Annotated in this window: 26 protein-coding genes and 2 pseudogenes; 24 read left to right on the top strand and 4 right to left on the bottom strand. The window is 37.8% G+C overall.

What is annotated here, in order from left to right:
• The first annotated feature begins 7 nt into the window (after positions 1-7).
• The 5 genes from era to IGJ20_RS09525 all read left to right on the top strand — a co-directional run bounded on the left by era (position 8) and on the right by IGJ20_RS09525 (position 5532).
• A complete protein-coding gene (era, locus tag IGJ20_RS09545; protein ID WP_142425647.1) occupies positions 8-910 on the top strand; it encodes a GTPase Era in 903 nt (300 codons plus the stop codon).
• 82 nt (positions 911-992) lie between these two features.
• Positions 993-1781 carry a DNA repair protein RecO gene (gene recO, locus IGJ20_RS09540; RefSeq protein WP_142425648.1) on the top strand — a complete coding sequence of 263 codons (789 nt, stop codon included), beginning with the start codon at positions 993-995 and terminating at the stop codon, positions 1779-1781.
• A 525-nt stretch (positions 1782-2306) separates the two neighbouring features.
• Positions 2307-3215, top strand: coding sequence for a glycine--tRNA ligase subunit alpha (glyQ, locus tag IGJ20_RS09535; protein WP_002379669.1), 909 nt, complete (start codon positions 2307-2309; stop codon positions 3213-3215).
• 1 nt (position 3216) lies between these two features.
• Positions 3217-5301 (top strand): glycine--tRNA ligase subunit beta, encoded by a 2085-nt coding sequence (glyS, locus tag IGJ20_RS09530; RefSeq protein WP_002362185.1) that lies wholly within the window; start codon positions 3217-3219, stop codon positions 5299-5301.
• 39 nt (positions 5302-5340) lie between these two features.
• A complete protein-coding gene (locus IGJ20_RS09525) occupies positions 5341-5532 on the top strand; it encodes a hypothetical protein (protein WP_142425649.1) in 192 nt (63 codons plus the stop codon).
• Positions 5533-5565: 33 nt separating this feature from the next.
• Here IGJ20_RS09525 and yidC read toward each other — a convergent pair whose 3' ends face one another.
• Positions 5566-6498, bottom strand: coding sequence for a membrane protein insertase YidC (yidC, locus tag IGJ20_RS09520; RefSeq protein WP_002356755.1), 933 nt, complete (start codon positions 6496-6498; stop codon positions 5566-5568).
• Between the two features lie 166 nt (positions 6499-6664).
• On the bottom strand, positions 6665-6940 hold the full coding sequence (locus tag IGJ20_RS09515; protein WP_010706543.1) for an acylphosphatase: 276 nt from the start codon (positions 6938-6940) through the stop codon (positions 6665-6667).
• 106 nt (positions 6941-7046) lie between these two features.
• Here IGJ20_RS09515 and IGJ20_RS09510 point away from each other — a divergent pair, with 106 nt between their 5' ends.
• From IGJ20_RS09510 to sufB, 11 genes are all read left to right on the top strand, one after another.
• Complete coding sequence (locus tag IGJ20_RS09510; RefSeq protein WP_142425650.1) at positions 7047-7823, top strand: TrmH family RNA methyltransferase; 777 nt, start codon at positions 7047-7049, stop codon at positions 7821-7823.
• A 19-nt stretch (positions 7824-7842) separates the two neighbouring features.
• Entirely contained in the window at positions 7843-8280 is a 438-nt protein-coding gene (locus tag IGJ20_RS09505; RefSeq protein ID WP_002382772.1) for a GNAT family N-acetyltransferase, read from the top strand.
• A gap of 183 nt (positions 8281-8463) precedes the next feature.
• A complete protein-coding gene (gene rpsB, locus IGJ20_RS09500) occupies positions 8464-9249 on the top strand; it encodes a 30S ribosomal protein S2 (RefSeq protein WP_002356759.1) in 786 nt (261 codons plus the stop codon).
• A 105-nt stretch (positions 9250-9354) separates the two neighbouring features.
• Positions 9355-10236 carry a translation elongation factor Ts gene (gene tsf / locus IGJ20_RS09495; protein ID WP_002356760.1) on the top strand — a complete coding sequence of 294 codons (882 nt, stop codon included), beginning with the start codon at positions 9355-9357 and terminating at the stop codon, positions 10234-10236.
• A gap of 260 nt (positions 10237-10496) precedes the next feature.
• Positions 10497-11219, top strand: coding sequence for a UMP kinase (gene pyrH / locus IGJ20_RS09490; RefSeq protein WP_002356761.1), 723 nt, complete (start codon positions 10497-10499; stop codon positions 11217-11219).
• Positions 11220-11222: 3 nt separating this feature from the next.
• Complete coding sequence (frr, locus tag IGJ20_RS09485) at positions 11223-11780, top strand: ribosome recycling factor (protein ID WP_002356762.1); 558 nt, start codon at positions 11223-11225, stop codon at positions 11778-11780.
• Between the two features lie 369 nt (positions 11781-12149).
• Positions 12150-12920, top strand: a complete 771-nt coding sequence (sufC, locus tag IGJ20_RS09480; protein WP_002356763.1) for a Fe-S cluster assembly ATPase SufC — start codon at positions 12150-12152, stop codon at positions 12918-12920.
• 14 nt (positions 12921-12934) lie between these two features.
• Positions 12935-14221, top strand: a complete 1287-nt coding sequence (sufD, locus tag IGJ20_RS09475; protein WP_010823041.1) for a Fe-S cluster assembly protein SufD — start codon at positions 12935-12937, stop codon at positions 14219-14221.
• Positions 14218-15453 carry a cysteine desulfurase gene (locus tag IGJ20_RS09470; RefSeq protein WP_142425651.1) on the top strand — a complete coding sequence of 412 codons (1236 nt, stop codon included), beginning with the start codon at positions 14218-14220 and terminating at the stop codon, positions 15451-15453. Before sufD ends, IGJ20_RS09470 begins: the two co-directional genes overlap by 4 nt.
• On the top strand, positions 15440-15907 hold the full coding sequence (sufU, locus tag IGJ20_RS09465) for a Fe-S cluster assembly sulfur transfer protein SufU (RefSeq protein WP_142425652.1): 468 nt from the start codon (positions 15440-15442) through the stop codon (positions 15905-15907). Before IGJ20_RS09470 ends, sufU begins: the two co-directional genes overlap by 14 nt.
• 18 nt (positions 15908-15925) lie before the next feature.
• Positions 15926-17320 carry a Fe-S cluster assembly protein SufB gene (gene sufB / locus IGJ20_RS09460; protein ID WP_002356769.1) on the top strand — a complete coding sequence of 465 codons (1395 nt, stop codon included), beginning with the start codon at positions 15926-15928 and terminating at the stop codon, positions 17318-17320.
• A gap of 163 nt (positions 17321-17483) precedes the next feature.
• On the opposite strand, the gene IGJ20_RS09455 is transcribed toward sufB, so the two are convergent.
• Entirely contained in the window at positions 17484-18086 is a 603-nt protein-coding gene (locus IGJ20_RS09455) for a YczE/YyaS/YitT family protein (protein WP_142425653.1), read from the bottom strand.
• 84 nt (positions 18087-18170) lie between these two features.
• Positions 18171-18952, bottom strand: a pseudogene (locus IGJ20_RS09450) (SDR family oxidoreductase).
• 416 nt (positions 18953-19368) lie between these two features.
• Here IGJ20_RS09450 and rseP point away from each other — a divergent pair.
• The 8 genes and pseudogenes from rseP to IGJ20_RS09410 all read left to right on the top strand — a co-directional run bounded on the left by rseP (position 19369) and on the right by IGJ20_RS09410 (position 26390).
• Positions 19369-20637 carry an RIP metalloprotease RseP gene (gene rseP / locus IGJ20_RS09445; protein ID WP_142425654.1) on the top strand — a complete coding sequence of 423 codons (1269 nt, stop codon included), beginning with the start codon at positions 19369-19371 and terminating at the stop codon, positions 20635-20637.
• Between the two features lie 71 nt (positions 20638-20708).
• Complete coding sequence (locus IGJ20_RS09440) at positions 20709-22427, top strand: proline--tRNA ligase (RefSeq protein WP_002359769.1); 1719 nt, start codon at positions 20709-20711, stop codon at positions 22425-22427.
• Between the two features lie 515 nt (positions 22428-22942).
• Positions 22943-23479 carry a hypothetical protein gene (locus tag IGJ20_RS09435; protein ID WP_010818972.1) on the top strand — a complete coding sequence of 179 codons (537 nt, stop codon included), beginning with the start codon at positions 22943-22945 and terminating at the stop codon, positions 23477-23479.
• A 12-nt stretch (positions 23480-23491) separates the two neighbouring features.
• The gene (locus IGJ20_RS09430; protein ID WP_002384246.1) at positions 23492-23833 is read left to right on the top strand and encodes a hypothetical protein; all 342 of its coding nucleotides are present in this window, start codon (positions 23492-23494) and stop codon (positions 23831-23833) included.
• 51 nt (positions 23834-23884) lie between these two features.
• Positions 23885-24420 (top strand): annotated as a pseudogene (locus IGJ20_RS09425) (hypothetical protein).
• A gap of 13 nt (positions 24421-24433) precedes the next feature.
• Complete coding sequence (locus IGJ20_RS09420) at positions 24434-25747, top strand: hypothetical protein (RefSeq protein ID WP_202227645.1); 1314 nt, start codon at positions 24434-24436, stop codon at positions 25745-25747.
• Between the two features lie 13 nt (positions 25748-25760).
• Positions 25761-26051 (top strand): hypothetical protein, encoded by a 291-nt coding sequence (locus tag IGJ20_RS09415; RefSeq protein WP_010818970.1) that lies wholly within the window; start codon positions 25761-25763, stop codon positions 26049-26051.
• A 3-nt stretch (positions 26052-26054) separates the two neighbouring features.
• Positions 26055-26390, top strand: coding sequence for a hypothetical protein (locus tag IGJ20_RS09410; RefSeq protein ID WP_010818969.1), 336 nt, complete (start codon positions 26055-26057; stop codon positions 26388-26390).
• Positions 26391-26625: the final 235 nt, after the last annotated feature.

The following is a 26625-nucleotide window of genomic DNA, read 5'->3' as shown; positions in this document are numbered from 1 at the left end:
AAATACAATGACAACTGAACATAAATCTGGTTTTGTAGCCATTGTCGGCAGACCAAATGTTGGGAAATCAACATTGTTAAATCGAATTGTCGGCCAAAAAATTGCAATTATGAGTGACAAAGCACAAACAACTCGTAATAAGATTCAAGGAATTTATACAATTCCTGAAGCACAAATTGTTTTTATCGATACTCCAGGGATTCACAAACCTAAACACCGCTTAGGCGATTTCATGGTGGAAAGTGCCTACAATGCGATGCGTGAAGTAGATGCTACTTTATTTATGGTAAGTGCTGATCAAAAACGCGGGAAAGGTGACGACTTTATTATTGAACGATTGAAAAATAATAATAGTCCAGTCTACTTGATTATTAATAAAATTGACAAAGTCCATCCAGATGATTTATTGAGTATTATTGAAGACTATTCGAAACAAATGGACTTTAAAGAAATTATTCCCATTTCTGCCACTGAAGGAAATAATTTTGAGCATTTAATGGATGTTCTCGTTGAGCAAATGCCAGAAGGCCCCCAGTATTTCCCTGATGACCAAATTACGGATCATCCAGAATATTTTATCGTTTCTGAATTAATTCGTGAAAAGGTGTTACTTTTAACAAGAGATGAGATTCCTCATTCTGTCGCTGTTGTTGTGGACTCAATGAAACGGGATAAAAACGATAAAGTCCATGTCCAAGCAACCATTATTGTGGAACGGGACAGTCAAAAAGGTATCATTATTGGCAAAGGCGGAAAAATGCTGAAACAAATTGGTACCAAGGCGCGTCAAGATATTGAATATTTATTAGATGACAAAGTGTATTTGGAGCTGTGGGTAAAAGTCCAAAAAGACTGGCGTGACAAAAAAATCTATTTACAAGATTTTGGTTATCGCAAAGAAGAATATTAAGAAAGTAGTGTTTGGGAAGCGAGTGTATAAACGAACTTTCCAAACACTACACTAATTTACATAAGAAATGGAAGTGAATTGAATGGCATTAGGGGAGACCAAAGGCATTATTTTATTTACGAAGGATTTTAAAGAGAAGGATAAACTCGTCAAAATTTTTACAGAATCCTATGGAAAATTGATGTTTTTTGTGAAAGGTGCGCATCGAAAAAATAATCCTCTTATGCCAGCGATTCTGCCATTTACAGAAGCCGTCTACATCGGAAATTTTAGAGAAGAAGGCTTATCTTTTCTCAATAGCAGCAAAGAAGTTCAACCTTTTCGAAACATTCAACAAGACATATTTATTAACGCATATGGAACATATATTTTAAACTTAGTCGATGCAGCAATTGAAGATCAGCACTATGATCCGAACTTATTTCAATTTACCCACATGGCATTATCCGCTTTAAATGAGCAAAAAGATCCGGAAATCATTACAAATATTTTTGAAATTCAATTGTTAGAACGGTTTGGTGTACGACCAGAATGGCATCATTGTGTGGCTTGTGGCGAAACACAAGGGAAATTTGACTACTCTTCAAAGTATAGCGGTGTGCTTTGTGAAAAACATTGGCATTTAGATGAACAGCGCTACCATGCAGATCCTAGAGCAATTCATTTTATTCGCTTATTTTCGCAAATCTCCTATGAAAAAGTCCAAAACATTCAAGTAAAAGAAGAAACTAAGAAGAGTATTCGAGAAACGATTGATATGTTATACGATGAATATGTTGGTTTGCACTTAAAAAGTAAAAAATTTATTGATCAAATGAAAACGTGGGAAAATACGTTAAAAATTCCGCCACGAAAGAAGGAAGAAAAATAAACATAAACAAGCAGACGTTTTTCTAAAAAAAATTTGACAACTTCCCTCAGACACCGTATTATGATAGAGAAGTTAAATACGTACGAAGAAAAAGAGAAGTAAAAAGAACCCTCTGTTAAGCGAATCTGGGAGAGTGGGAGCCAGAAACACGGAACTTTTGAAAGGCACTTTGGAGTACGACAAACGAAGCTGCCGATGAACACATCGGAAGTAGGGTGGAACCGCGATAATTATTCGTCCCTATGTCTATTAATAGGCATAGGGACTTTTTGCTGTGAATCACTACGATTGGCGCAAAAGCGACAGAGTAGATGATGAACAGTACAAGGTGACCAAAGGGAACGTTGTCTCCTCTATGTTAAAACAAACTGCTTAGCCAAAAACATGGAGTAGATGTGGAACGTTATAACAGCATAAAAATTATCCCATTCTACAAAATTGTTTTTCTGTAGCCCTTTTTAAATTTACATTCCCGAAGCAAAGCCAATCCCTATGTCTATAAAAAATATTCCAAGGAGGAAAACAATGAAAAACAAGTTAACCGTACAAGAAATGATTTTAACCTTGCAAAAATTTTGGTCATCTAATGGCTGTATGTTAATGCAAGCCTATGATACAGAAAAGGGAGCCGGCACCATGAGTCCTTACACGTTTTTACGTGCCATTGGACCTGAACCATGGAATGCTGCCTACGTAGAACCTTCTCGTCGTCCAGCTGATGGACGCTATGGTGAAAATCCAAACCGTCTATACCAACATCATCAATTCCAAGTTGTAATGAAGCCTTCTCCTGAAAATATCCAAGAACTTTATCTAGAAAGTTTGAAATTATTAGGAATTGATCCATTAGAACATGACATTCGTTTTGTAGAAGATAACTGGGAAAATCCTTCAATGGGCTGTGCTGGTTTAGGTTGGGAAGTTTGGTTAGATGGCATGGAAATTACCCAATTTACGTATTTCCAACAAGTCGGGGGCTTACAATGTCATCCTGTCACTTCTGAAATTACTTATGGGTTAGAACGCTTGGCATCATATATCCAAGAAGTCGAAAGTGTCTATGATCTAGAATGGACACAAGGCGTTAAATATGGTGAAATTTTTGTCCAACCTGAATATGAACATTCAAAATATTCCTTTGAAATTAGTAACCAAGAAATGCTTTTAGAAAACTTTGACAAATTTGAAAAAGAAGCTAAACGCTGTATTGAAGAAAGCTTAGTTCACCCAGCCTATGATTATATTTTAAAATGTAGCCATACATTCAATTTATTAGATGCTCGCGGCGCTGTCTCTGTAACGGAACGTGCAGGATATTTAGCCCGCATTCGGAATATGGCTCGTTCCGTAGCGAAAATTTTTGTGGCTGAACGTGAAAAATTAGGGTTCCCATTATTAAATAAAGATCAAAGTGTATCCAAGGAGGCAGAATAACATGGCAAAAGATTTATTATTAGAAATTGGCTTAGAAGAAATGCCCGCACATGTTGTCACACCAAGCCGTATCCAACTTGAAGAAAAAGTAATCAAATTTTTAGATGAACATCATTTAGACTATGAAACAGTGCAATCCTTTGCCACACCTCGTCGTTTAGCCGTGAAAGTAACTGCGATTCCTGAAAAACAAGCGGATGTTGAAGAAGAAGTAAAAGGTCCAGCGAAAAAGATTGCTTTAGATGCTGAAGGAAATTGGTCAAAAGCTGCACAAGGTTTTGTACGCGGCCAAGGAGTCACAACTGAGGACATTGTTTTCAAAGAATTAAATGGTGTCGAATATGTCTATGTGACGAAGTTTACCAAAGGCCAAAGTGCCAAAGAAGTATTAACAAAATTAAATGACGTGATTACAAGTCTAACTTTCCCGGTAACAATGCACTGGGCAAACTATGATTTCGAATATATTCGTCCAATTCACTGGATTGTGGCACTACTTGATGATGAAGTAATTCCTTTCAACGTGTTAGACGTGACGACAGGGCAAACTTCTCGTGGCCACCGTTTCTTGGGAGACGATGTGACGTTCCAACATGCTAATGAATATGAAGCAAAATTAAAAGAACAATTTGTAGTGGTTCAACCGAATGAACGGAAACAAATGATTGTTGATCAAGCGAACGCACTCGCTGCAGAAAAAAATTGGCAGTTAGCTTTAGATGAAGAGTTATTGGAAGAAGTTACGAATTTAGTGGAATATCCAACTGCATTTGTAGGCAGTTTTGATGAAAAATATTTATCTGTTCCAGATGAAGTATTAGTGACTTCTATGAAAGAACACCAACGTTACTTTGAAGTTCGTAACGACCAAGGCTTATTAATGCCGCATTTTATCGCTGTTCGCAATGGGGATAATGTTCACCTTGAAAACGTGATTAAAGGAAATGAAAAAGTGTTAATTGCTCGTTTAGAAGATGCAGAATTCTTTTACAATGAAGATAAAAAATTAACGATTGAAGCATGTGTTGAAAAACTAAAAAATGTGACTTTCCATGAAAAGATTGGCTCAATTTATGAAAAAATGCAACGGGTTGCTTTGATTGCACAAATCATTGGTCGAAAAGTTGGCTTATCTGAGGAGGAATTGGAAGATTTAAAACGTGCCTCTGAAATTTATAAATTTGACTTAGTAACAAATATGGTTGGTGAATTCCCAGAATTACAAGGAATTATGGGAGAAAAATATGCCTTATTACAAGGCGAAAAACCAGCCGTAGCAACGGCGATTCGAGAACATTATCTACCAACTTCCAGTGAAGGTGAATTGCCAGAAACAGCAATCGGGGCTGTTTTGGCCTTAGCCGATAAGCTTGACAGCGTCTTTTCATTCTTCTCAGTTGGTATGATTCCAACAGGTTCTAACGATCCTTATGCACTTCGTCGTCAAACCTATGGCGTTATCCGAATTATTGAAGATAAAGGCTGGACCTTCCCATTAGTCCAATTACAAACAGAAGTTGATGAAGCAGTGAATCAAGATGTTGAGAAATATGGCGTTTTACTAAACGAAGGACAAGCAGAAGTCGTTGAATTTGTGAAAGCTCGCTTACGTCAATTATTAATGACGAAAAATGTTCGCCATGACATTATCGATGCAGTGGTGTCTGCTGAGCAAGCCGATTTATCGAAATTATTTGCTTCAGCAAATATTTTAAAAAGCCGTTTTGAAGATCAAGATTTTAAACCATCAATGGAAGCCTTAACGCGTGTTATTAATTTAGCGAAAAAAGGTCAAGAACTTTTAGGTGATACTGAAGAAGGGATTGATCCAAGTCTGTTTGAAAATAAGGCAGAAAAAGAACTGTATCAAGCGGTTAACGATTTATCTGAAGCATTTGCGACACGCACGATTGCAGAAAACTATGAAGCACTAGTAAATCTACGTCCGTTAATTGATGCGTACTTCAATGAAACGATGGTTATGGTTGAGGATGAAAAAGTCAAACAAAACCGATTAAAACAATTAATGCAAATTGCTAAAATGGCGTTATCAATTGCTAGCTTAGATTTATTAATTGTAAAATAAAAAGCGCTGTTTTTCGACCGCTAAGGAGGAACCGACAGCATGTCTGAAACAACGTTTGAACAAATTTTAACACAATTATCAAAGCCAGCTGTTCGTGCACTAACGAATGAAAAAATCGACAGTGTGGATGAACTCTACGCACGAGGCCGAAAAGCGTTACTTTCGTTGCATCGCTTTGGTCCAAAGTCTATTCGAACTATTGAAGAGATGACTGGGAAAGAATTGAAGTAAAAAAAGGATCGCCGTTTAGAGGCGATCCTTTTTTTATTTACGTTTTTGTTTTCCAGCATTGCGACCTTTATTGCCGTTTGCTTTTGGTTGGTTCGTTTTTTGCGTTACTTTGTTTGTTTCTTTTGGTGTCACATCCTTAATAGGAGTAACCACTTGTTTTGGTGGGTTATTTTTCAATTCTTCTTGTACTTGTTTTTTAATTCTTGGACGTAAGAGGATATTTGTGATGGCAGATTGAATACATGTGAAAATACCACCAACTACCCAGTAAAGCGCTACGCCTGCAGGTGAGCTAAAGGACATGAAAACAATCATTAATGGTGAAACAATCAGCATTGATTTCATTGTTTTCTTTTGTTCTTCAGGAATACCAATCATTGAAATATAACCTTGAGCTAAATAGGCTAAACCAGCTAATGCCACTAAAATCATATTTGGTTGCCCTAAATTCATTCCTAAGAAGCTTGCTGTGGCAATACCTTTTGTATAACGAGCAGCAAAGAACAGAGAAGAGAAAATAGGCATTTGAATTAATAAAGGCAAACAACCAATTCCGCCAACCATACTCACATTGTTTTCTTTATAAATCTTTTGTAGTTCTGCTTGTGCGGCCATTTGCTCTTCACGCGTACTTGCTTGTTTCATTTTTGCTTGTGCAACATCCACTTGGGGTTTGATTGCTTGCATTTTTTCCGTTTGGATAAAGCTTTTTTTCGATTGATGTAAGCCTAACGGTAAAATAATGATCCGTACAATAATGGTGATAAAAATAATCGCCCAACCATAGTTCCAATTAAAGTTATCGACAAGATAAGTAATTGCATTACTCATCGGTAAAACAAGGAAGTTATAGACAAAACCTTCACCAGTTGGTTGTCCATCTGCTCCTGTTTTCACACAGCCTGATAAAAACATTACTAAAAATAGTAAGCCAGAGCCGTAAAGCCATCGGTTTAATTTACGCATGTAATTCGGTCCTTTTCTAAAAAATTTTTACATGGTTAACTATACTTGAAACAGCGCTCTTTTTCAATCAAAATCGAAAAGAAGCTCTTACAAAAATCAATAAAAAGCAGGAACTACTTGCTGTTCAAGGCTTCTTCCCAAAGAAATCAATCGTTAGAAAGTAAGTTTATTGAATCACTTTAAATTGTTCCGTTTCTTCTAACAAAGGGTCTTCTTGAATATCAACATACGTTACACGTCCCGCTGGACTGGGGGAATCTTTGATTTTTTTGATAAATGTTTCCATTATGTCTTCAGGTGCAATTGCTGTGATTGAAACGGAGCCGTCGTCTTCGTTTCTCACTGAACCAGTGACACCTAATTGATCTGCCACCATTTTGGTCATGTAGCGGAAGCCAACACCTTGGACACGCCCTTGTACATTCATTCTTAGTTTTTCCATGAGAGACACTTCCTTTGCTTTTTTCTTTATGATAGCGATTTTTCTTGGTTCTAGCAAGTATCCAAGCAAACTAGAAGCATGCTATAATACAAAGGCGAGGTGACTTATGAAAGAAATTATATCAACGAAAAATAACCAATTAAAAGAATGGAAAAAATTACACAAAAAGAAGTACCGAGAAGAACTGAACCAATATATAATAGAAGGATTTCATTTAGTTGAAGAAGCCGTGAAGGCCAACGCCGATGTTCAGTGGATTTTGTTTAACCAAAGAGGTCAACAAGAATGGAGAACTTGGTTAGCTGAACAAGAAACAGAAAAATTAATTTTTGTAAGTGATGAGGTTTTAAATAGCTTGTCGGAGCTGCCAACTTCACAAGGAATTTTGGCAATTGTCACCTTGGAAACGCAACAAGAGCAGTCGCTTTCTTTTAAAGGTGGTTGGTTACTTTTAGATAATATCCAAGACCCTGGTAATGTTGGTACGATGATTCGCACAGCTGATGCAGCAGGTTTAGCAGGTGTGATTTTAGGCAAAGGTACAGCAGATATTTACAATACAAAAGTGTTGCGCTCAATGCAGGGAAGCCACTATCATTTACCAGTTCTCCAACGAGAGTTGACTGAAGTGGTTCAGGCATTCAAGAAGCAAGGTGTACCAGTTTTCGGTACAGAACTAAATGAAGCTGCGATTGCTTATTATGAACAAGAGGCAGTGGAAAATTATGCGTTGATTTTAGGCAATGAAGGTAGCGGGGTTTCGCCAGAATTGTTAGCAGAAACCACGAAAAATCTTTATATTCCAATGAAAGGTCAAGCAGAATCATTGAATGTCGCTATCGCAGCGGGTGTGTTAATGTTTTATTTTGAAAATAATCAATAACAGAAATGAGTGTCAAAAAATGCTGACTATCAAAAAAACAACCCAGTTAACAGAAAAAGAATTAGAAACCATTATGGCTATTTGGCTGCAAACGAATCTAGAAGCTCATCCATTTGTCGCGCCAACTTATTGGCAAGAAAATAAAGCATTTGTCCGCGCTGCGTTACCAAAAGCAACACTGATCTTAGCAGAAGAAGAGGATCAGATAATTGGGTTTTTAGGATTAATGGATAACTATATCGCAGGAATTTTTATAAAAAAAGCGTTTCAAGGGAAGGGCATCGGTCAGAAATTACTGCAAGTAGCAAAAGAAGAACAGGATGTCTTATCTTTGGCTGTTTACAGGGAAAATCAAGCAGCTTATGCCTTTTATCAAAAACAAGGCTTTGTCCAACAAAAGCGAACCATCGATGAAACGGGAAACGAAGAATGTCATCTTGTTTGGCAAGCGCAGTAGGAGCGACATTTCTAGTTTTAAGGCTTGCTATTTTTCTGAAAATATCTTATACTGTTAAAGGTGTGATTTTCACACACGAAATCCACATTCTTTTCCATCTGCGAAGTGGTGCTACTACGGTAGTTCTTCAAGGAGTTGACGAAAAGAAGAGGAAAATAAAAACCAAACTGGAGGAAACACAACATGGCAGTAATTTCTATGAAACAATTACTAGAAGCCGGCGTACACTTTGGTCACCAAACTCGTCGCTGGAACCCAAAAATGAAGAAATATATCTTCACAGAAAGAAACGGTATCTACATCATTGACTTACAAAAAACAGTGAAATTAGTAGATGCAGCTTACGATTACATGAAAAACGTTGCAGAAGAAGGCGGCGTTGCTTTATTCGTAGGAACTAAAAAACAAGCACAAGAAGCAATCAAAGATGAAGCAATACGCGCTGGTCAATACTATGTAAACCATCGTTGGTTAGGTGGTACGTTAACTAACTGGGATACAATCCAAAAACGTATTGCTCGCTTGAAAAAAATCAATGCAATGGAAGAAGACGGCACTTTCGAAGTTTTACCTAAGAAAGAAGTTGCTGGCTTAAACAAAGAACGTGAACGTTTAGAAAAATTCTTAGGTGGTATCGCTGATATGCCAAGAATTCCAGATGTAATGTACATCGTTGACCCACGTAAAGAACGCATTGCTGTTCAAGAAGCACACAAATTAAACATTCCAATCGTTGCAATGGTTGATACAAACTGTGATCCTGATGAGATCGATGTTGTAATCCCTTCAAATGATGATGCAATCCGCGCCGTGAAATTAATCACTGCTAAAATGGCTGATGCTTTCATCGAAGGTAACCAAGGGGAAGACCAAGCAACTGAAGAGTTATTCGTTGAAGAAACACCAGAAGCAACTTCAATCGAAGAAATCGTTGATGTTGTTGAAGGAAACAACGAATCAGCTGAATAATAATGATTACGGAGCTGTCTCAAAGGCTAGGCGACAAAAAGCCTGATTCTCCTTTGAGATAGCTTTTTTAAAAAGAATTGATAATATCCGAGGAGGACACAAATAATGGCAGACGTTACAGCTAAAATGGTAAAAGAATTACGCGATATGACTGGCGTTGGAATGATGGACGCTAAAAAAGCATTAGTAAAAGTAGAAGGCGACATGGAAAAAGCCGTAGACTTTTTACGTGAAAATGGTATGGCTAAAGCAGCGAAGAAAAATGACCGCATTGCGGCTGAAGGTTTAGCAAACGTAGCAACTGTAGGTAACGTTGCAGCAATCGTTGAAGTAAACTCAGAAACTGACTTCGTTTCTAAAAACGAAATGTTCCAAGATTTAGTTAAAGATATTGCGACTAAAGTTGCTGAAAACAAACCAGCTACGATGGAAGAAGCAATGGCTATTAAAACTGAAAAAGGCACAATCGAATCTGATTTAATCGAAGCAACAACTGTTATCGGTGAAAAAATCAGCTTCCGTCGTTTTGAAGTTGTCGAAAAAGCTGACAATGCTGCATTTGGCGCTTACTTACACATGGGTGGCCGTATTGCTGTATTAACAGTTATCGATGGCACAACTGACGAAGAAGTAGCGAAAGATGTTGCTATGCACATCGCGGCAATCAACCCTCGCTATGTCAATGAATCTCAAATTCCTCAAGAAGAATTAGAACACGAAAAAGCTGTGTTAACTGAACAAGCATTAAACGAAGGTAAACCAGCAAATATCGTTGAAAAAATGGTTGTTGGTCGTCTACAAAAATTCAAAGCAGAAATCGCTTTGGTTGACCAACCATTTGTTAAAGATCCAGATATGACTGTCGAAAAATTTGTTGCTTCTAAAGGCGGCGAAGTGAAATCATTCGTACGTTTTGAAGTTGGCGAAGGTATCGAAAAACGTGAAGATAACTTTGCGGATGAAGTAATGAGCCAAATGAAAAACTAAGAGCATCAAACGCTCGGTTGAAAAGCCGTGAATCATAAGTATCTAAACAGACAGCGATCCCCAAAGGAAGCTGCATAAATTGATTACTGCTTGATTCAAGGCAGTCTTTCAGCCATTTGGGAACGCATAACTTTGATATGCGCTCCCTTTTTTTAGGCAAAACCAGTGGATCGCACTGCTTGGTCTAAAAAATCATTTTGGTGAAAAGTCATCTAAATGAGGAATTGAATGATTTTTAGAGAATCTTGGAGGGAATTATGATGGTTAAACCTAAGTATCAACGTGTCGTATTAAAGTTAAGTGGAGAAGCGCTAGCCGGAGAAGACGGTTTTGGCATTAAACCACCAGTCATTAAAGAAATCGTCCAAGAAATTAAAGAGGTCCATGAATTAGGTATCGAAATGGCCATCGTGGTTGGCGGCGGAAACATCTGGCGTGGACAAATTGGTGCTCAAATGGGCATGGAACGTGCACAAGCAGATTATATGGGCATGTTAGCTACTGTGATGAATGCCTTAGCATTGCAAGATACATTAGAAAATCTTGGTGTGCCTACACGTGTTCAAACATCAATTGAAATGCGTCAAATTGCAGAACCATACATTCGTCGTCGTGCAGAACGTCATTTAGAAAAAGGCCGCGTTGTTATTTTTGCCGGAGGAACAGGAAATCCTTACTTCTCGACAGATACAACGGCTGCTTTACGAGCTGCAGAAGTAGATGCGGACGTCATCTTAATGGCGAAGAACAATGTTGATGGTGTTTATTCTGCGGATCCACGTGTGGATGAAACAGCGACAAAATTTGAAGAACTAACACATTTAGATGTTATTTCTAAAGGGCTGCAAGTAATGGATTCAACAGCAAGCTCATTAAGTATGGATAACGATATTCCTTTAGTTGTCTTTAACCTAAATGAAGCAGGAAATATCCGTCGTGCCATCCTTGGTGAAAATATCGGAACAACTGTAAGGGGGAAATAAAGAATGTCTAAAGAAGTTTTAGCAACAGCCAAAGAAAAAATGACAAAAGCGGAAGAAAGCTTACGCCGTGAATTAGGTCAAATTCGTGCTGGTCGTGCGAACGCAAGTCTATTAGACCGTATTCAAGTAGAATATTATGGTGCACCAACACCAGTTAACCAATTAGCAAGTATCAATATCCCAGAAGCACGTGTATTAATGATTACACCGTTTGACAAAAATTCTATCGCTGACATTGAAAAAGCTATTCAAATGAGTGATATCGGCATTAGCCCAACCAATGATGGAAATGTCATCCGTTTAGTGATTCCACAATTAACGGAAGAACGTCGGAAAGAATTAGCCAAAGACGTGAAAAAAGAAGCGGAGAACTCAAAAGTTGCTGTCCGTAACGTTCGTCGTGATGCAATGGATGAGTTGAAAAAAGCTCAAAAAAATGGCGACATCACTGAAGATGAATTACGTTCATTTGAAAAAGATGTTCAAAAATTAACAGATGATAGCATCAAAAATATCGATGCGATTACTGCTGAAAAAGAACAAGAACTTTTAGAAGTATAAAACCAATCACTAATAAAAATTATTGAATCCAGAGAAGCAAATGCTCTGGATTTTTTTGTATAGATGATGAAGGCGTATCTCAACGCTCTCTTTGCGAAAGTCATTCTAAAGTAATTATTTAAGAAAACGCTTTCTTTAATAAATTTTTTTATTCTACCAGAATTTTTTTCTTTGTGTAGGGAGGATCACTTAAAAATATAGAGAAACTTTGAAATATCAGCCTTTTAAAATTTTCCTTCACAAATTGAATCCTAAAATTTGATGATAAGAGTTGTTATTTTTAGCAATTGTAATTTGCGATTCATTCTCAATTAGGCTAAAATGAGTGAGAACGGAAAAACGATTAAAACAAGTTGGAGGGAATTGTACATGTCTGTGTTAGAAATCAAAAATTTACACGTATCAATTGAAGATAAAAAGATTCTAAAAGGGGTCGATTTAACAATTAATACTGGAGAAATCCATGCAATTATGGGACCTAATGGGACTGGTAAATCTACTTTATCAGCAGCAATTATGGGAAATCCTAACTATGAAGTCACAGAAGGAGAAATTCTATTTGACGGCGTCAACGTTTTAGATTTAGAAGTAGACGAACGCGCTCGCTTAGGTTTATTCTTAGCAATGCAATACCCAAGCGAAATTCCAGGAATTACCAATGCTGAATTCATGCGTGCAGCAATCAATGCAAAACGTGACGAAGACAACAAAATGTCAGTCATGCAGTTCTTAAAAAAATTAGATAGCAAAATGGAATTATTAAATATGCCTGAAGAAATGGCTGAGCGTTACTTAAACGAAGGTTTTTCTGGCGGCGAGAAAAAACGAAATGAAATTTTACAATTATTGATGTTAGAGCCTACGTTTGCCATTTTAGATGAAATTGATTCAGGCTTAGATATCGATGCGTTAAAAGTAGTTTCTAAAGGGGTTAATGAAATGCGCGGCGAGAACTTTGGTGCGTTAATTATTACCCATTATCAACGCTTATTGAACTATATCACGCCAGATGTTGTTCATATCATGATGGAAGGCCGCGTTGTGAAAACCGGTGGGGCTGATTTGGCAAAACGTTTAGAAACAGAAGGCTATGCTGGTATCAGCCAAGAATTAGGTATTGATTACAAAGAAGAAGCGTAAGGAGGACAAGATAAATGAAAAAAGTAAATCTAATGGATTATCTTGACGAAGTCACCGCTTTTTCACTAGAACATGAAGAACCAGCTTGGATGACTGAATTGCGAACAACGGCTTTAAAAAACGCTGACGAAAGTGAGTTACCACATATTGATCGTGTGAAATTTCATCGTTGGCCTTTATTAAATGTTCACATGGAAAGTTATGTGCCTTCTGAAGGAAATGTCGCAAGTTTTGATCAAATGAAAGACAATCCTTTAATTGTTCAACAAGGATCTTTTCATGCTTTTGAGCAATTGCCAGTCTCATTAGCGGAACAAGGGGTAATTTTTACAGACATTTTTACTGCTTTACAAGAGCACCCAGAATTAGTTAAAGAATACTATATGACTAAAGCCGTATTACCAGAAGAAGATAAGCTGACAGCAGCTCATGCAGCTTTCATGAATAGTGGCGTTTTCTTATACGTTCCTAAAAACGTAGTGATTGAAGAGCCCATTGAATCTTTGTTTATTCAGGATTCAGATAGCAACCAACCTTTCTTTAAACATGTTTTAATCGTTGCAGATAATCATAGTGAATTCAGTTATTTAGAACGTTTTCAATCCACTGGTCATCACGCAGAGAAAGCTTCTGGAAATATTGTTGTGGAAGTGATTGCGAAAGATGGCGCAAAAGTTAAATACTCAGCCGTGGATCAATTAGGGCAAACTGTAACGACTTATATGAATCGTCGTGGCTATATTATGCGGGATGCCTCTGTTGATTGGGCTCTAGGCGTCATGAATGATGGCGATGTTGTGGCTGATTTTGATTCTGATTTAGTTGGCGAAGGCGCTCATTCAGAAGTTAAAGTCGTTGCAATTAGTGCAGGTAAACAAACACAAGGCATCGACACACGAGTGACAAACAAAGCGCCACATTCAATTGGTCATATTTTACAACATGGAGTTATTCGTGAACGTGGTACTTTAACGTTTAACGGAATTGGCCACATTTTAAAAGGAGCAAAAGGAGCCGACGCACAGCAAGAAAGTCGTGTTTTAATGCTGTCTGATAAAGCTCGTGGTGATGCCAATCCAATTCTTTTAATTGATGAAAATGAAGTGACTGCCGGACACGCAGCCAGTGTTGGTCGAGTAGATCCAGAAGAAATGTATTATTTAATGAGCCGCGGCTTGCGTAAAGAAGAAGCGGAACGTTTGGTGATTCGTGGCTTCCTAGGTTCTGTCATTACAGCAATTCCAGTTAAAGAAGTACAAAATGAATTTGTAGAAGTAATTGAAGGGAAGTTAAACGCATGATGGATGCAGCAACCATTCGTCAATCGTTTCCTATTTTATTTCAAGAAGTTAATGATGAACCGCTAGTTTATTTAGACAATGCTGCAACAACCCAAAAACCAACGGCAGTGTTAGATGTTTTACGACATTATTATGAAACCGATAATGCCAATGTTCATCGTGGGGTGCACACGTTAGCCGAACGAGCAACGAAGGACTATGAGGCCTCCCGCGAAAAGGTTCGCCAATTTATCCATGCCAAAGAAACAGCGGAAGTTTTATTTACACGAGGAACAACAACCAGTTTGAATTGGATTGCCAAAAGTTATGGTGACTTGGCAGTTACAGCCGGGGATGAAATCGTCATATCTTACATGGAACATCATTCAAACATTATTCCCTGGCAACAATTAGCCCAACGTACAGGAGCCATTTTGAAGTATATAGACGTCACTGAAGACGGCTTTTTAGACATGGCAAGTGCACGTCAACAAATTACAGAAAAAACGAAAATTGTTTCGATTGCTCATGTTTCAAATGTGTTAGGGGTCATTAATCCAATCGAAGAATTAACACAATTAGCTCATCAAAATGGCGCTGTGATGGTGGTAGACGGCGCGCAAGCAGTTCCTCATATGCCTGTGGACGTTCAAGCCATCGATGCTGATTTTTATGCATTTAGTGGTCACAAAATGTGTGGACCAACTGGAATTGGTGTCCTTTATGGCAAACGTCATTTATTGGAACAAATGGAACCTGTGGAATTTGGTGGCGAAATGATTGACTTTGTTCATCTTCAAGAAAGTACTTGGAAAGAGCTTCCTTGGAAATTTGAAGCTGGTACACCTAATATTGCTGGGGCAATTGCCTTAGGTGCCGCTATTGATTATTTAACAGAAATTGGTTTGGAGGCCATTCATCAACATGAAGCAGCCCTTGTTCACTATGTTTTGCCGAAGTTGCAAGCTATCGAGGGCTTGACGATTTATGGTCCACAGGATCCAAAAGACCACACAGGTGTGATTGCTTTTAATATTGAAGGTTTACATCCACATGATGTGGCTACAGCGTTAGATATGGAAGGGGTCGCTGTCAGAGCGGGTCACCATTGCGCGCAACCGCTATTAAACTATTTGAGCGTGCCAGCAACCGCACGGGCAAGTTTTTATTTATACAATACCAAAGAAGACGCAGATCGCTTAGTTAAAGCGATTAAAGCGACAAAGGAGTTTTTCCAGCATGGTACTTTCTAAATTAGATAACTTATATCGCCAAGTCATTTTGGACCATTCTAGCCACCCACATCACCACGGAACGCTAGATGCGTCTAGCCAAACAATTGAACTGAATAATCCTACTTGTGGAGATGTGATTGAACTGGATGTGGCCATTGAAGACGGTGTGATTAAAGATATCGCCTTTCAAGGAAGTGGCTGTTCCATCAGTACAGCAAGTGCTAGTATGATGACTGATGCGGTCTTAGGAAAAACAATCGCCGAAGCAACGGCCTTAGCAGAGGATTTCTCCCAACTTGTTCAAGGAAATGAAGTGGCCGAAGATGAAAAATTAGGCGATGCAGCAATGTTAAGCGGCGTAGCTAAATTTCCAGCTCGGATTAAATGTGCAACCCTGGCTTGGAAAGCCTTAGAGCAGGCTGTTGCTAATAACGGCCAAGGCGAAGCCGGTCATTTACATTGTGAAAAATAAAGAAAGGGTGACGACGAATTGAGTACAGTACCTGAATTAGAAGAATATAAATTTGGCTTTCACGACGATGTGGAACCAGTCTTTAGTACCGGAGACGGCCTAACAGAAGACGTCGTTCGCGAAATTTCTCGCGTGAAAGGCGAACCAGAATGGATGCTTGACTTCCGTTTAAAATCGTTAGAACAATTCAATAAAATGCCCATGCAGGAATGGGGTCCAGACCTGTCAGATATTGACTTTAGTAAAATTAAATATTACCAAAAACCGAGCGACAAACCCGCACGCGATTGGGATGATGTACCTGATAAAATCAAAGAAACCTTTGAAAAAATTGGGATTCCCGAAGCTGAGCGTGCTTATCTAGCTGGGGCTTCTGCTCAATATGAATCAGAAGTTGTTTACCACAACATGAAAGAAGAATTTGAAAAATTAGGCATCATTTTTACAGATACTGACTCTGCTTTAAAAGAATATCCTGACTTATTCAAAGAGTATTTTTCAAAACTTGTGCCACCAACAGATAATAAACTGGCCGCTTTAAACTCAGCTGTTTGGTCAGGTGGAACCTTTATTTATGTACCAAAAGGCGTTCGAGTTGATGTACCATTACAAACATATTTCCGAATCAACGCTGAAAATACCGGCCAATTTGAACGGACCTTGATTATTGTCGATGAAGGGGCTAGCGTTCACTATGTTGAAGGTTGTACGGCACCAACGTATTCAAGTAACAGCTTGCATGCGGCCATCGTAGAAATTTTTACAAGAAAAGATGCTTATTGTCGTTATACCACTATTCAAAACTGGTCAGATAACGTCTACAACTTAGTAACCAAACGTGCTAAAGCTTACGAAGGTGCCACTGTCGAATGGATTGATGGTAACCTAGGAGCTAAAACAACCATGAAATACCCAAGCGTTTACTTAGATGGCAAAGGTGCCCGTGGCACGATGTTATCGATTGCCTTTGCTGGCGCTAACCAAATCCAAGATACTGGGGCCAAAATGATTCACAATGCGCCGAATACCTCTAGCTCAATTGTTTCAAAATCAATTGCTAAAGACGGCGGCGAGGTTAACTACCGTGGCCAAGTGACTTTTGGCAAAGACAGCGCAGGCTCGATTTCCCACATCGAATGCGACACGATTATCATGGACGAAAAATCAAAATCAGATACGATTCCGTTTAACGAAATCCATAACAGCCAAGTCTCCTTAGAACACGAAGCCAAAGTTTCAAAAATTTCTGAAGAACAATTATATTATTTAATGAGTCGCGGCTTATCTGAAGCCGAAGCGACAGAAATGATTGTTATGGGCTTTGTTGAACCATTTACGAAAGAATTACCGATGGAATATGCGGTTGAGTTGAATCGGTTGATTAGTTATGAGATGGAAGGGTCAGTAGGATAGTTTTTCACTCTACCAACAAATAATCAACCAAAATAACAACGGAAAGCCAGACAAGAAACATACTAATCATGCTTCTTCAAAGAAAGCACAAATAGAAAAAGCGATGACTCCATAGAGATTTTCTTCTCGAGTCATCGCTTTTTCTTATATTTTAGTTAAAAAATCATTTTACTAAAGGTTGAAGTAACTTGTTCCAGAAACTAATGAGTGGGCCAGCACCAAATGCACAAATGATTGTCCCAATCCCAATTGGACCACCAGCAATAAAGCCAATTAATAGGACCAACAAATCTTGTGCTTTTCGAACAGAAGCGTAAGGTTTGTAGATTTGTTGACAGATGGTTGGCGCAATCGCATCATAGGGGGATTCACCTTGATCTGTAGCCATGTATAAGGCGCAGCCAAATGTAAAAATCAGGACTCCGACGAATAAAGAAAGTAGTTTGCCAATTGTTGAGCCTCCTAAACTATCGGCGTAAGGTTGAAGCCAAGTAGAAATCTGTTGAATCAAAATCCCTACTAAAAGCATATTTAAAATAGTTCCCAGACCAATGGCTTTTTTGTTTTTTAAATAGACATAGAATAAAATAAACGCATTGACAATAATTTGAAAAATGCCTAATTGCATACCAAACATCGAAGAAAGTCCGATATTCATAGCAGTGAAAGGATCAACTCCTAAACCTGCCACTCTTAAAGTGGATGCGCCAATCCCGATAATAACTAAACCAATTAAAATTAAAAGAACATTTTTGACTAGTTTCATGGTAAACCTCCTAAATAGATTTTGTGTGTGATAGTACAAAGTCTGCAACAAAAATTCATAGAGAATTTTGTTGCAGACTACTTTTTAACCAGCTCCGTGTTGGAACGAAGGGTATAGAGACATCCCGCCATCTACAAAAAGAGTGTTGTTCCGGTTACGTATGAGGATTCATCAGAAGCTAACCAAGCGGCCGCAGCAGCTACTTGATTGGGTTTACCAATAATGCCCATAGGAACCATGCTTGTTGTTTGTTTTAACTGTTCGGGATCGGAAAATTTTTCAGCATTAATAGGTGTGTTAATCGCTCCAGGTGCAATACAGTTGGCACGAATACCATATTCCGCATATTCCAAAGCGATTGTTTTCGTGAACATTTCGGTTGCGCCTTTACTTGCCGCATAGTGGGCGAACGTTGGCCAAGGAATTCTTTGGTGAACGGAGGACATATTAATGATTGACCCTTTGATTTTTTGATCTCTAAATATTCGGAGTGCCTCTCTAGAACCCAAAAAGACACCGTTTAAATTGACATCAATGACACGTTGCCATTCTTTTAATGGCATATCAATTGTCGGAAAAGAAGCCTCCACACCGGCGTTATTTACCCAAATGTCAACATGACCAAACTCTTTTAAAGCGGTTTCAGCTAACGCTTTAATATCTTCTTCATTAGAGACATCAGCCTTCACGAATTTTACGCGGTCTGCGTGCTTGGCTTGGACATCTTCAAATTCTTTAGGCAGCTCACCGACATAGTCAGCAACAACATTCATGCCCTCTAAGATATAACGCAGAGTAATAAATAATCCTAAACCCGTAGCTGCACCAGTGACAACGGCCACTTTACCATGTAATTCTCCATACATTGATTCATTCCCCCTAAAATTACTATTAATACTTTCATGGTAGCACATGTCAATCAGCGTGTTGATAAAATACGACAAACTGTCGGAAAAGTTTATGGTCTAAAGTCAGCTACTATTGTTGAAGGTCTTTAAAATAAATACTAGTCGTAGTAATCAATTCCTCTCATTTATACAGTTTTCTAAAAAAACACAAAATATCTAGGCGAAGTGGTCAAGTCCAATGGTTATTTATGAGTGAATATGCTAAAATAAAACTTGTCTTACATAAGGAAAGATTTGTTCACTAACAGTGGCGACTGTTCTCAGTAAACAGTTGCACTGGTTTATCGGGAAGGGAACAGAGCAAGTTTTACGAGACTTTCCCATGTAATAATAAAAAGCACTGAACGTCAGTGAATGAAGGAAGAAGGACATCTATGAAAACAATTATCACATTCATTATTGTCTTCGGTATTCTTGTCCTCGTACATGAATTTGGCCACTTTTATTTTGCAAAACGAGCGGGTATTTTAGTTCGTGAGTTTGCAATCGGAATGGGACCAAAGATTTTTGCGCATCGTGGAAAAGATGGCACCACTTATACGATTCGCTTATTGCCAATTGGTGGCTATGTGCGAATGGCTGGGATGGGCGAAGACATGACAGAAATCACACCAGGTATGCCTCTATCTGTTGAGTTAAATGCCGTGGGTAATGTGGTTAAAATTAATACAAGTAAAAAAGTACAATTACCTCATAGTATTCCGATGGAAGTCATTGATTTTGATCTTGAAAAAGAATTATTCATCAAGGGCTATGTCAATGGAAACGAGGAAGAAGAAACCGTTTATAAAGTTGACCATGATGCAACGATTATTGAAAGTGATGGAACCGAGGTGCGGATTGCGCCACTTGACGTTCAATTTCAATCAGCGAAATTATCGCAACGCATTTTGACGAACTTTGCGGGACCCATGAATAACTTTATCTTAGGGTTTATTCTGTTTACGTTAGCGGTCTTTCTACAAGGAGGCGTCACTGATTTAAACACGAATCAAATTGGACAAGTGATTCCTAATGGCCCAGCCGCAGAAGCTGGGTTGAAAGAAAATGATAAAGTCTTATCGATTAATAATCAAAAAATCAAAAAATACGAAGATTTTACAACCATTGTGCAGAAGAACCCCGAAAAGCCGTTAACGTTCATAGTTGATCGTAACGGCAAAGAAGAGCAACTAACAGTGACACCAGAAAAACAAAAAGTGGAAAAACAAACGATTGGTAAAGTCGGCGTTTATCCTTATATGAAAACCGATTTACCGTCAAAATTGATGGGCGGTATTCAGGATACTTTAAATAGTACGACACAGATTTTTAAAGCACTCGGCTCACTATTCACCGGTTTTAGCTTAAATAAACTAGGTGGGCCAGTCATGATGTTTAAATTATCGGAAGAAGCATCCAATGCTGGAGTAAGTACAGTTGTATTCTTAATGGCCATGTTGTCAATGAACTTAGGGATTATTAATTTGTTGCCGATCCCAGCTTTAGATGGCGGGAAAATTGTCTTAAACATTATTGAAGGTGTACGTGGAAAACCAATTAGTCCTGAAAAAGAAGGCATCATTACGTTAATTGGCTTTGGGTTTGTCATGGTGTTAATGGTGTTAGTTACTTGGAACGATATTCAACGCTTTTTCTTTTAAGGAGAAAGCTTAAGTAAAAAAGTGTGTAAAGAAATCAAAAATAGTTGATTTTAAAATAGAGGAGAGTTTTAATGAAACAGTCAAAAATGTTAATTCCAACGTTAAGAGAAGTACCAAATGATGCAGAAGTCTTAAGTCATCAAATTCTGTTGCGCGCAGGCTATATTCGTCAAGTCGCTGCAGGAATCTATTCTTATTTACCTTTAGCCAATCGTGTTTTAGAAAAATTAAAAACGATTATGCGAGAAGAATTTGAGAAAATTGATGCAGTTGAAATGTTAATGCCTGCGTTATTACCAGCAGAACTTTGGAAAGAATCAGGCCGTTATGAAACTTATGGGCCTAACTTGTATCGCTTAAAAGATCGCAATGACCGTGACTATATCTTAGGCCCAACGCATGAAGAAACCTTCACAGAATTAATTCGTGATGAAATTAATTCTTACAAACGATTACCTTTGAATTTATACCAAATTCAAACAAAATATCGTGATGAAAAACGCCCTCGTTCTGGCTTATTAAGAGGCCGTGAATTTATCATGAAAGATGGCTATTCTTTCCATGCCGATGAAGCTAGTTTAGATCAATCATACCGTGATTACGAAAAAGCTTACTCACGCATTTTTGAACGCTGTGGACTAGAATTCCGTGCCATTATTGGGGACGGTGGTGCCATGGGTGGTAAAGATTCTAAAGAATTTATGGCGATTTCTGAAATTGGGGAAGATACTATTTGTTATTCAACAGAAAGTGATTATGCTGCCAATTTAGAAATGGCAACAAGTCTTTATACGCCGAAAAAATCACATGAAACACAATTAGATTTAGAAAAAATTGCAACACCAGAAGTGGGTACAATTGCCGAAGTGGCAAACTTCTTTGAAGTTGAGCCACAACGTATTATTAAATCAGTACTATTTATTGCTGATGAAGAGCCAGTAATGGTCTTGGTTCGTGGCGATCATGATGTCAATGATGTCAAATTAAAAAACTTCTTAGGCGCTGATTTCCTAGATGAAGCAACAGAAGAAGATGCTCGCCGTGTCTTAGGAGCGGGCTTTGGTTCAATTGGTCCAGTCAATGTTTCCGAAGATGTTAAAATTTATGCAGATTTAGCTGTTCAAGATTTAGCCAACGCCATTGTTGGGGCTAACGAAGATGGCTATCATTTGACAAATGTAAATCCAGATCGTGATTTCCAACCAATTAGTTACGAAGATTTACGCTTTGTTCAAGAAGGCGATCCTTCTCCTGATGGCAATGGTGTCTTAGCCTTTACTAAAGGAATCGAAATTGGTCATATCTTTAAATTAGGAACGCGTTATAGTGATGCTATGGGCGCAACAGTTTTAGATGAAAACGGTCGTGAAAAATCAGTGATCATGGGTTGCTATGGCATCGGCGTTAGTCGTTTACTTTCAGCAATCGTTGAACAAAACGCAGACGAGCGTGGTATTAATTGGCCAACAGGAATTGCGCCATTTGATTTACACGTGGTCCAAATGAATGTCAAAGATGAGTATCAAACAAAACTATCACAAGAAGTTGAAGCAATGATGACCGAAGCGGGCTACGAAGTATTAGTTGATGACCGCAATGAGCGCGCAGGCGTAAAATTTGCTGATGCTGATTTAATTGGTTGTCCAATCCGTATCACAGTCGGTAAAAAAGCAGTCGATGGTGTGGTAGAAGTCAAAATCAAACGTACTGGTGAAATGTTGGAAGTACGCAAAGAAGAATTAGAAAGTACACTTTCTATTTTGATGAACACAACATCAGAAGTAGAATAAATAAACAAACTTAATAACAGTATAAAGCTTAAAACGAAATCAAAGTTTCTCTGATTTTGTTTTAAGCTTTTTTAATGTAATAAAAAACTTAAATGTCTCAAGCTATAAACAATATTTGATTTTAAAGATTAATCTATATAAAATTATTTCCTTTATTGTTTTTAATAATAAGAGAAATAAATAAGTGGTTTAAGCTGATTAAATGATATTTTTTTGTTTTTAAACAAATTTTTCATATATAGATAGAATTTAAAATTATATTTACAGTAATTATATGTTAATGATATTATAAAATGGTGGCTAATTAATTAGATTGAATAGAGGAGGTTATAACCAATAAAAAATAGGTTAGAAAATTAAAGAAAATACTCTTTCAGAACAGAAACGATTGAATGAAGTTAGGTTAGTAAAGGGAACCCAGTAGCATTGGCGCTGTACTAGTGAAAGGGATTTATGGGACGAATCCAATAGAATGTTAAAACACGATTGTACATAAAAAGAAAGGAGGGAAGCTAGTGAAAAAAGGAAGATGGTGGCTAATTGGTTTAGCTACTGCATTACTAATCATAATAGGAATTGGAGGGAAACAATATATGGATAAAAAAGCAATAGAAAAAGATTACCAACAAGGAATCGATTTAATTCAAAAATATGTGTCAAACTATTTGGTAGAAAACTATGAAGGCATTGAGAAGATTGAGTGGCAAGGTGTTGGCGTGGAATGGCGGAATGCAAAAGGGTATGGGACATCGTTGTTGGGGAATTATGTGAAAAGCGATGTTAAGTTATTTATTTCTCAAAATAGTTACATTAAACTACATTTTCTCTTGACTGATGAAACAGAATACAACGAAGAATTAAAAAAATATGTTCAAAGTGATGTTCTTAATTCTGAAAACATAGATTCTATGTTAGAAATGGAAATCCGGAATGCTAATAGACGATTTAATGACAAAGAAAAAATAAAACTTCAGCAAGTTAGGAAAAAAACAGTAAAGCTATCGATACCTAAAATTATTTATAATTTAGATATTTATGAATTGAAGTATTAGGAGGTTAGTGTAATGAGCAATGAAATTACAACAGAAGTGTTAGCTAAAGCAATTGACGACACCAAAGATAGAGTAAAAGAGATTAGAATCGGAGAAGAATTCAAGTTAGAAATTAATCAACGAAAGGAAAGCTTTCAACTTATAAACAAAGCCGCCAGCACCCAATCCAGCCAACTAAATGCCATGGCCATCGCCCCTTTAGATGACCAAGGTAAACCTGACTATAACAACGTCGCTGTCGTGTACGCTGGTACCAATTCCTTTGGGGATGAAGGTAAAAAAGGCTTTGAAACAGCTGGAACAGCTTTTGTAGGTGGACTTTCTGAAGAATATCAGGAAGCCAGAATATCTTAACATAGAAGTTTTAAAAAATTAGTGTACATAAAAAAGAAAGGAGGAAAGCCAGTGAAAAAAAGAAAATGGTGGCTAATTGGTTTAGCTACTGTCGTGTTAATTATTTTAGGAATAGGAGGAAAACAATACATGGATAAAAAAGCAATAGAAAAGGATTACCAACAAGGAATCGATTTAATTCAAAAATATGTATCAAACTATTTGGTAGAAAACTATGAAGGCATTGAGAAGATTGAGTGGCAAGGCGTTGGTGTAGAGTGGCGGAATGCAAAAGGGTATGGGACATCGTTGTTGGGGAATTATGTTAATAGTGAAATTAGAGTATATGTATCTAAAGATGATTATTTCATGATGTATTTTCGTCTAACCGATAAAACCGAATATGATGATGAATTGAAAAAATATGTTGTGCTAGACTCATTAAACGATAAAAATACAGATGTTGCAGTTAGAGTAGGATTAAGGAATGCGACATACGATTTGAACCAAGCTGAAAAAAAGTTTTTGAGAGATTTAGAAAGTCTGATAAAGGAAGTCCAAATGCAAAAGTAATTTATAACTTAGAAATTCATGAATTAACATATTAGGAGGGAAAGGAATTTGAGTAATGAAATTACAACAGAGACCTTAGCAAAAGCAATTGATTCTACAAAAGAGACAGTTCAATTAAATAGTGATACAGTAGTTTTAGAAATTCAAGAAAAAACAAAAGATTTTAGAATCATCCACAAAGCCGCCAGCACCCAATCCAGCCAACTAAATGCCATGGCCATCGCGCCTTTAGATGACCAAGGTAAACCTGACTATAACAACGTCGCTGTCGTGTACGCTGGTACCAATTCCTTTGGGGATGAAGGTAAAAAAGGCTTTGAAACAGCTGGGACAGCTTTCGTAGGTGGACTTTCTGAAGAATATCAGGAAGCTGAAAAATTTTTAAAACAAACGCAGCAAAAAATCGCCTCGCAAAACGGCACAATTACCGATGTTGCAGGCTTTAGTCAATCAGGTGGCTACATGATGAAAATGGCAGGGAAATACGGGCAAGAAATGGGCTTTCGTACCACCAGTTTTGATGATTGGGGCCGCAATCAATTTGAACGTTTAACGACGAGTGAAAAACAGTGGCTACAAGAAAATCCAGAATTTTTGATTCGCTACCAAAATGATTCGTGGGCAGCACTGTCAGGACGTGATAGTAAATATGGCACGATTTCTTCGATTTCAGGGGTTGGTGAACATAATACTTTAGCCAACTATTTTGATGGAGACGACTTGGATTTGGATCGTTTAGCCAAAGATGGCATTTTCGCACCGAATATGACTTTGGAGCAAGTCAAGTTAGCAGCAAAAGTCTGGGCAAAGAAAAATGGCGACTGGGATCCCACCACAAATAATGAAGCCGAAGCGAAAAAACGAGTGCAGGAGTACTTAGAACTCTATGGCGAATTTGCGCAAACGAATGCGAATTTTGAAAAATTAAAATCTGGTACTGATAAAGCTATTCGTTCTTTACATACAAAAATCGCCAGTGCTTCTGGCGGTCAAAAAATCAAGTTACGAGCAGACTTGGCATTACAGGTAGCTAATCAGGCTAGGACAATCGGTGAAGAAGCGGAGAAATTACTGAAACAAAGCCAGCAAGACACAGAACAAGCGTTAGCAGAAATTTCCAAGGAAATTTTAATAAGTGCCAATGAAATTAGACAATATTTGTCTTATTCTGAGGTCCAAGCAATGATTGCACCCTATGAAAAAAGTCGTTTGTGGGACGAGGCACAGGCCAGTCACAATCGGAAACAAGTTCAACAATATAATCAAAAACTGATGACATTTAGTGAAAAGTTAACAACTGCGGCTAAAAATATTCAAGAATACGATCGCCAAGCAGGTAATCAGTTATTTGCACAGAAATGAAAGGATGTCGCACATGGATGAACTGGAAAGAGAACTTCAATTGGAATTAGAACGCGTACAAAAGATACAAGAACGCCAAGCCATTCAAGCTGTGATTACAGCAAAACAAACCAGAATCGCAACCATCAAACAAACCTCCACACATACAATCAAGAAACTTTCAGAATTGATGAGCAAACAATCAAAAACTACGTTGCCTTCTTCCTTAAAAGGTACGTTTCAAGGGCAAGTGGCGGACGCAGCGAGCCATTATTTGAAAACGATTCCTGACGCAAATTTAAAAACACCAGCAAAAGGAGGTTAGGAGATGACACCGGAAGAAAAACGCCGCAGTTACCAGATGATTGAAGACAACTATTATCAAGAAAAGCGCAGAATCAATCAACAACAGCAACATGTTTCCGCTGAAATCCAGCGATTTAGACAACAAACGAACCAACTAGTAGACAAGGTGGCTTATTTTACTAGAAATGATACTTGGGACAAACGAATGTTTCATCATCAAATAGCCACCAGTTTAGATGAAGTGAAACGAACAGAAAATCGGTTTGTTTTAATCCTAGAAGAAACAGAACAAGCCATGCGGAAAAATTATCGAAAAGAGATTGAGAAATTGGAAGAAATAGCAAGAATGGATTTGTAAGGGATTGGTAAATACGGAGTTAAAGGATGTTTTTTTCAATATGTTCATACAAATAATGGGATTCTTCACGAGTACATTACTCTTGTTCTCTAATTTTTAGCAAGCCAGTGACGGAACAAGATTGTTTTTTTACAAAAAACGAGTATACTTAATAGAGAAGCGAATGCAGAGAAACCGAAAAAAGGCACTTGACAGATTTGTCTGAGGGCCTTTTTTCAATGATAGAAGGAGGTTC

This window comes from Enterococcus sp. DIV0294 (assembly GCF_050558155.1).
GTDB classification, from domain to species: Bacteria; Bacillota; Bacilli; order Lactobacillales; family Enterococcaceae; genus Enterococcus; species Enterococcus faecalis.
The sequence above is the reverse complement of the archived record's forward strand: the minus strand, read 5'-3'. Positions and strand labels throughout refer to the sequence as shown.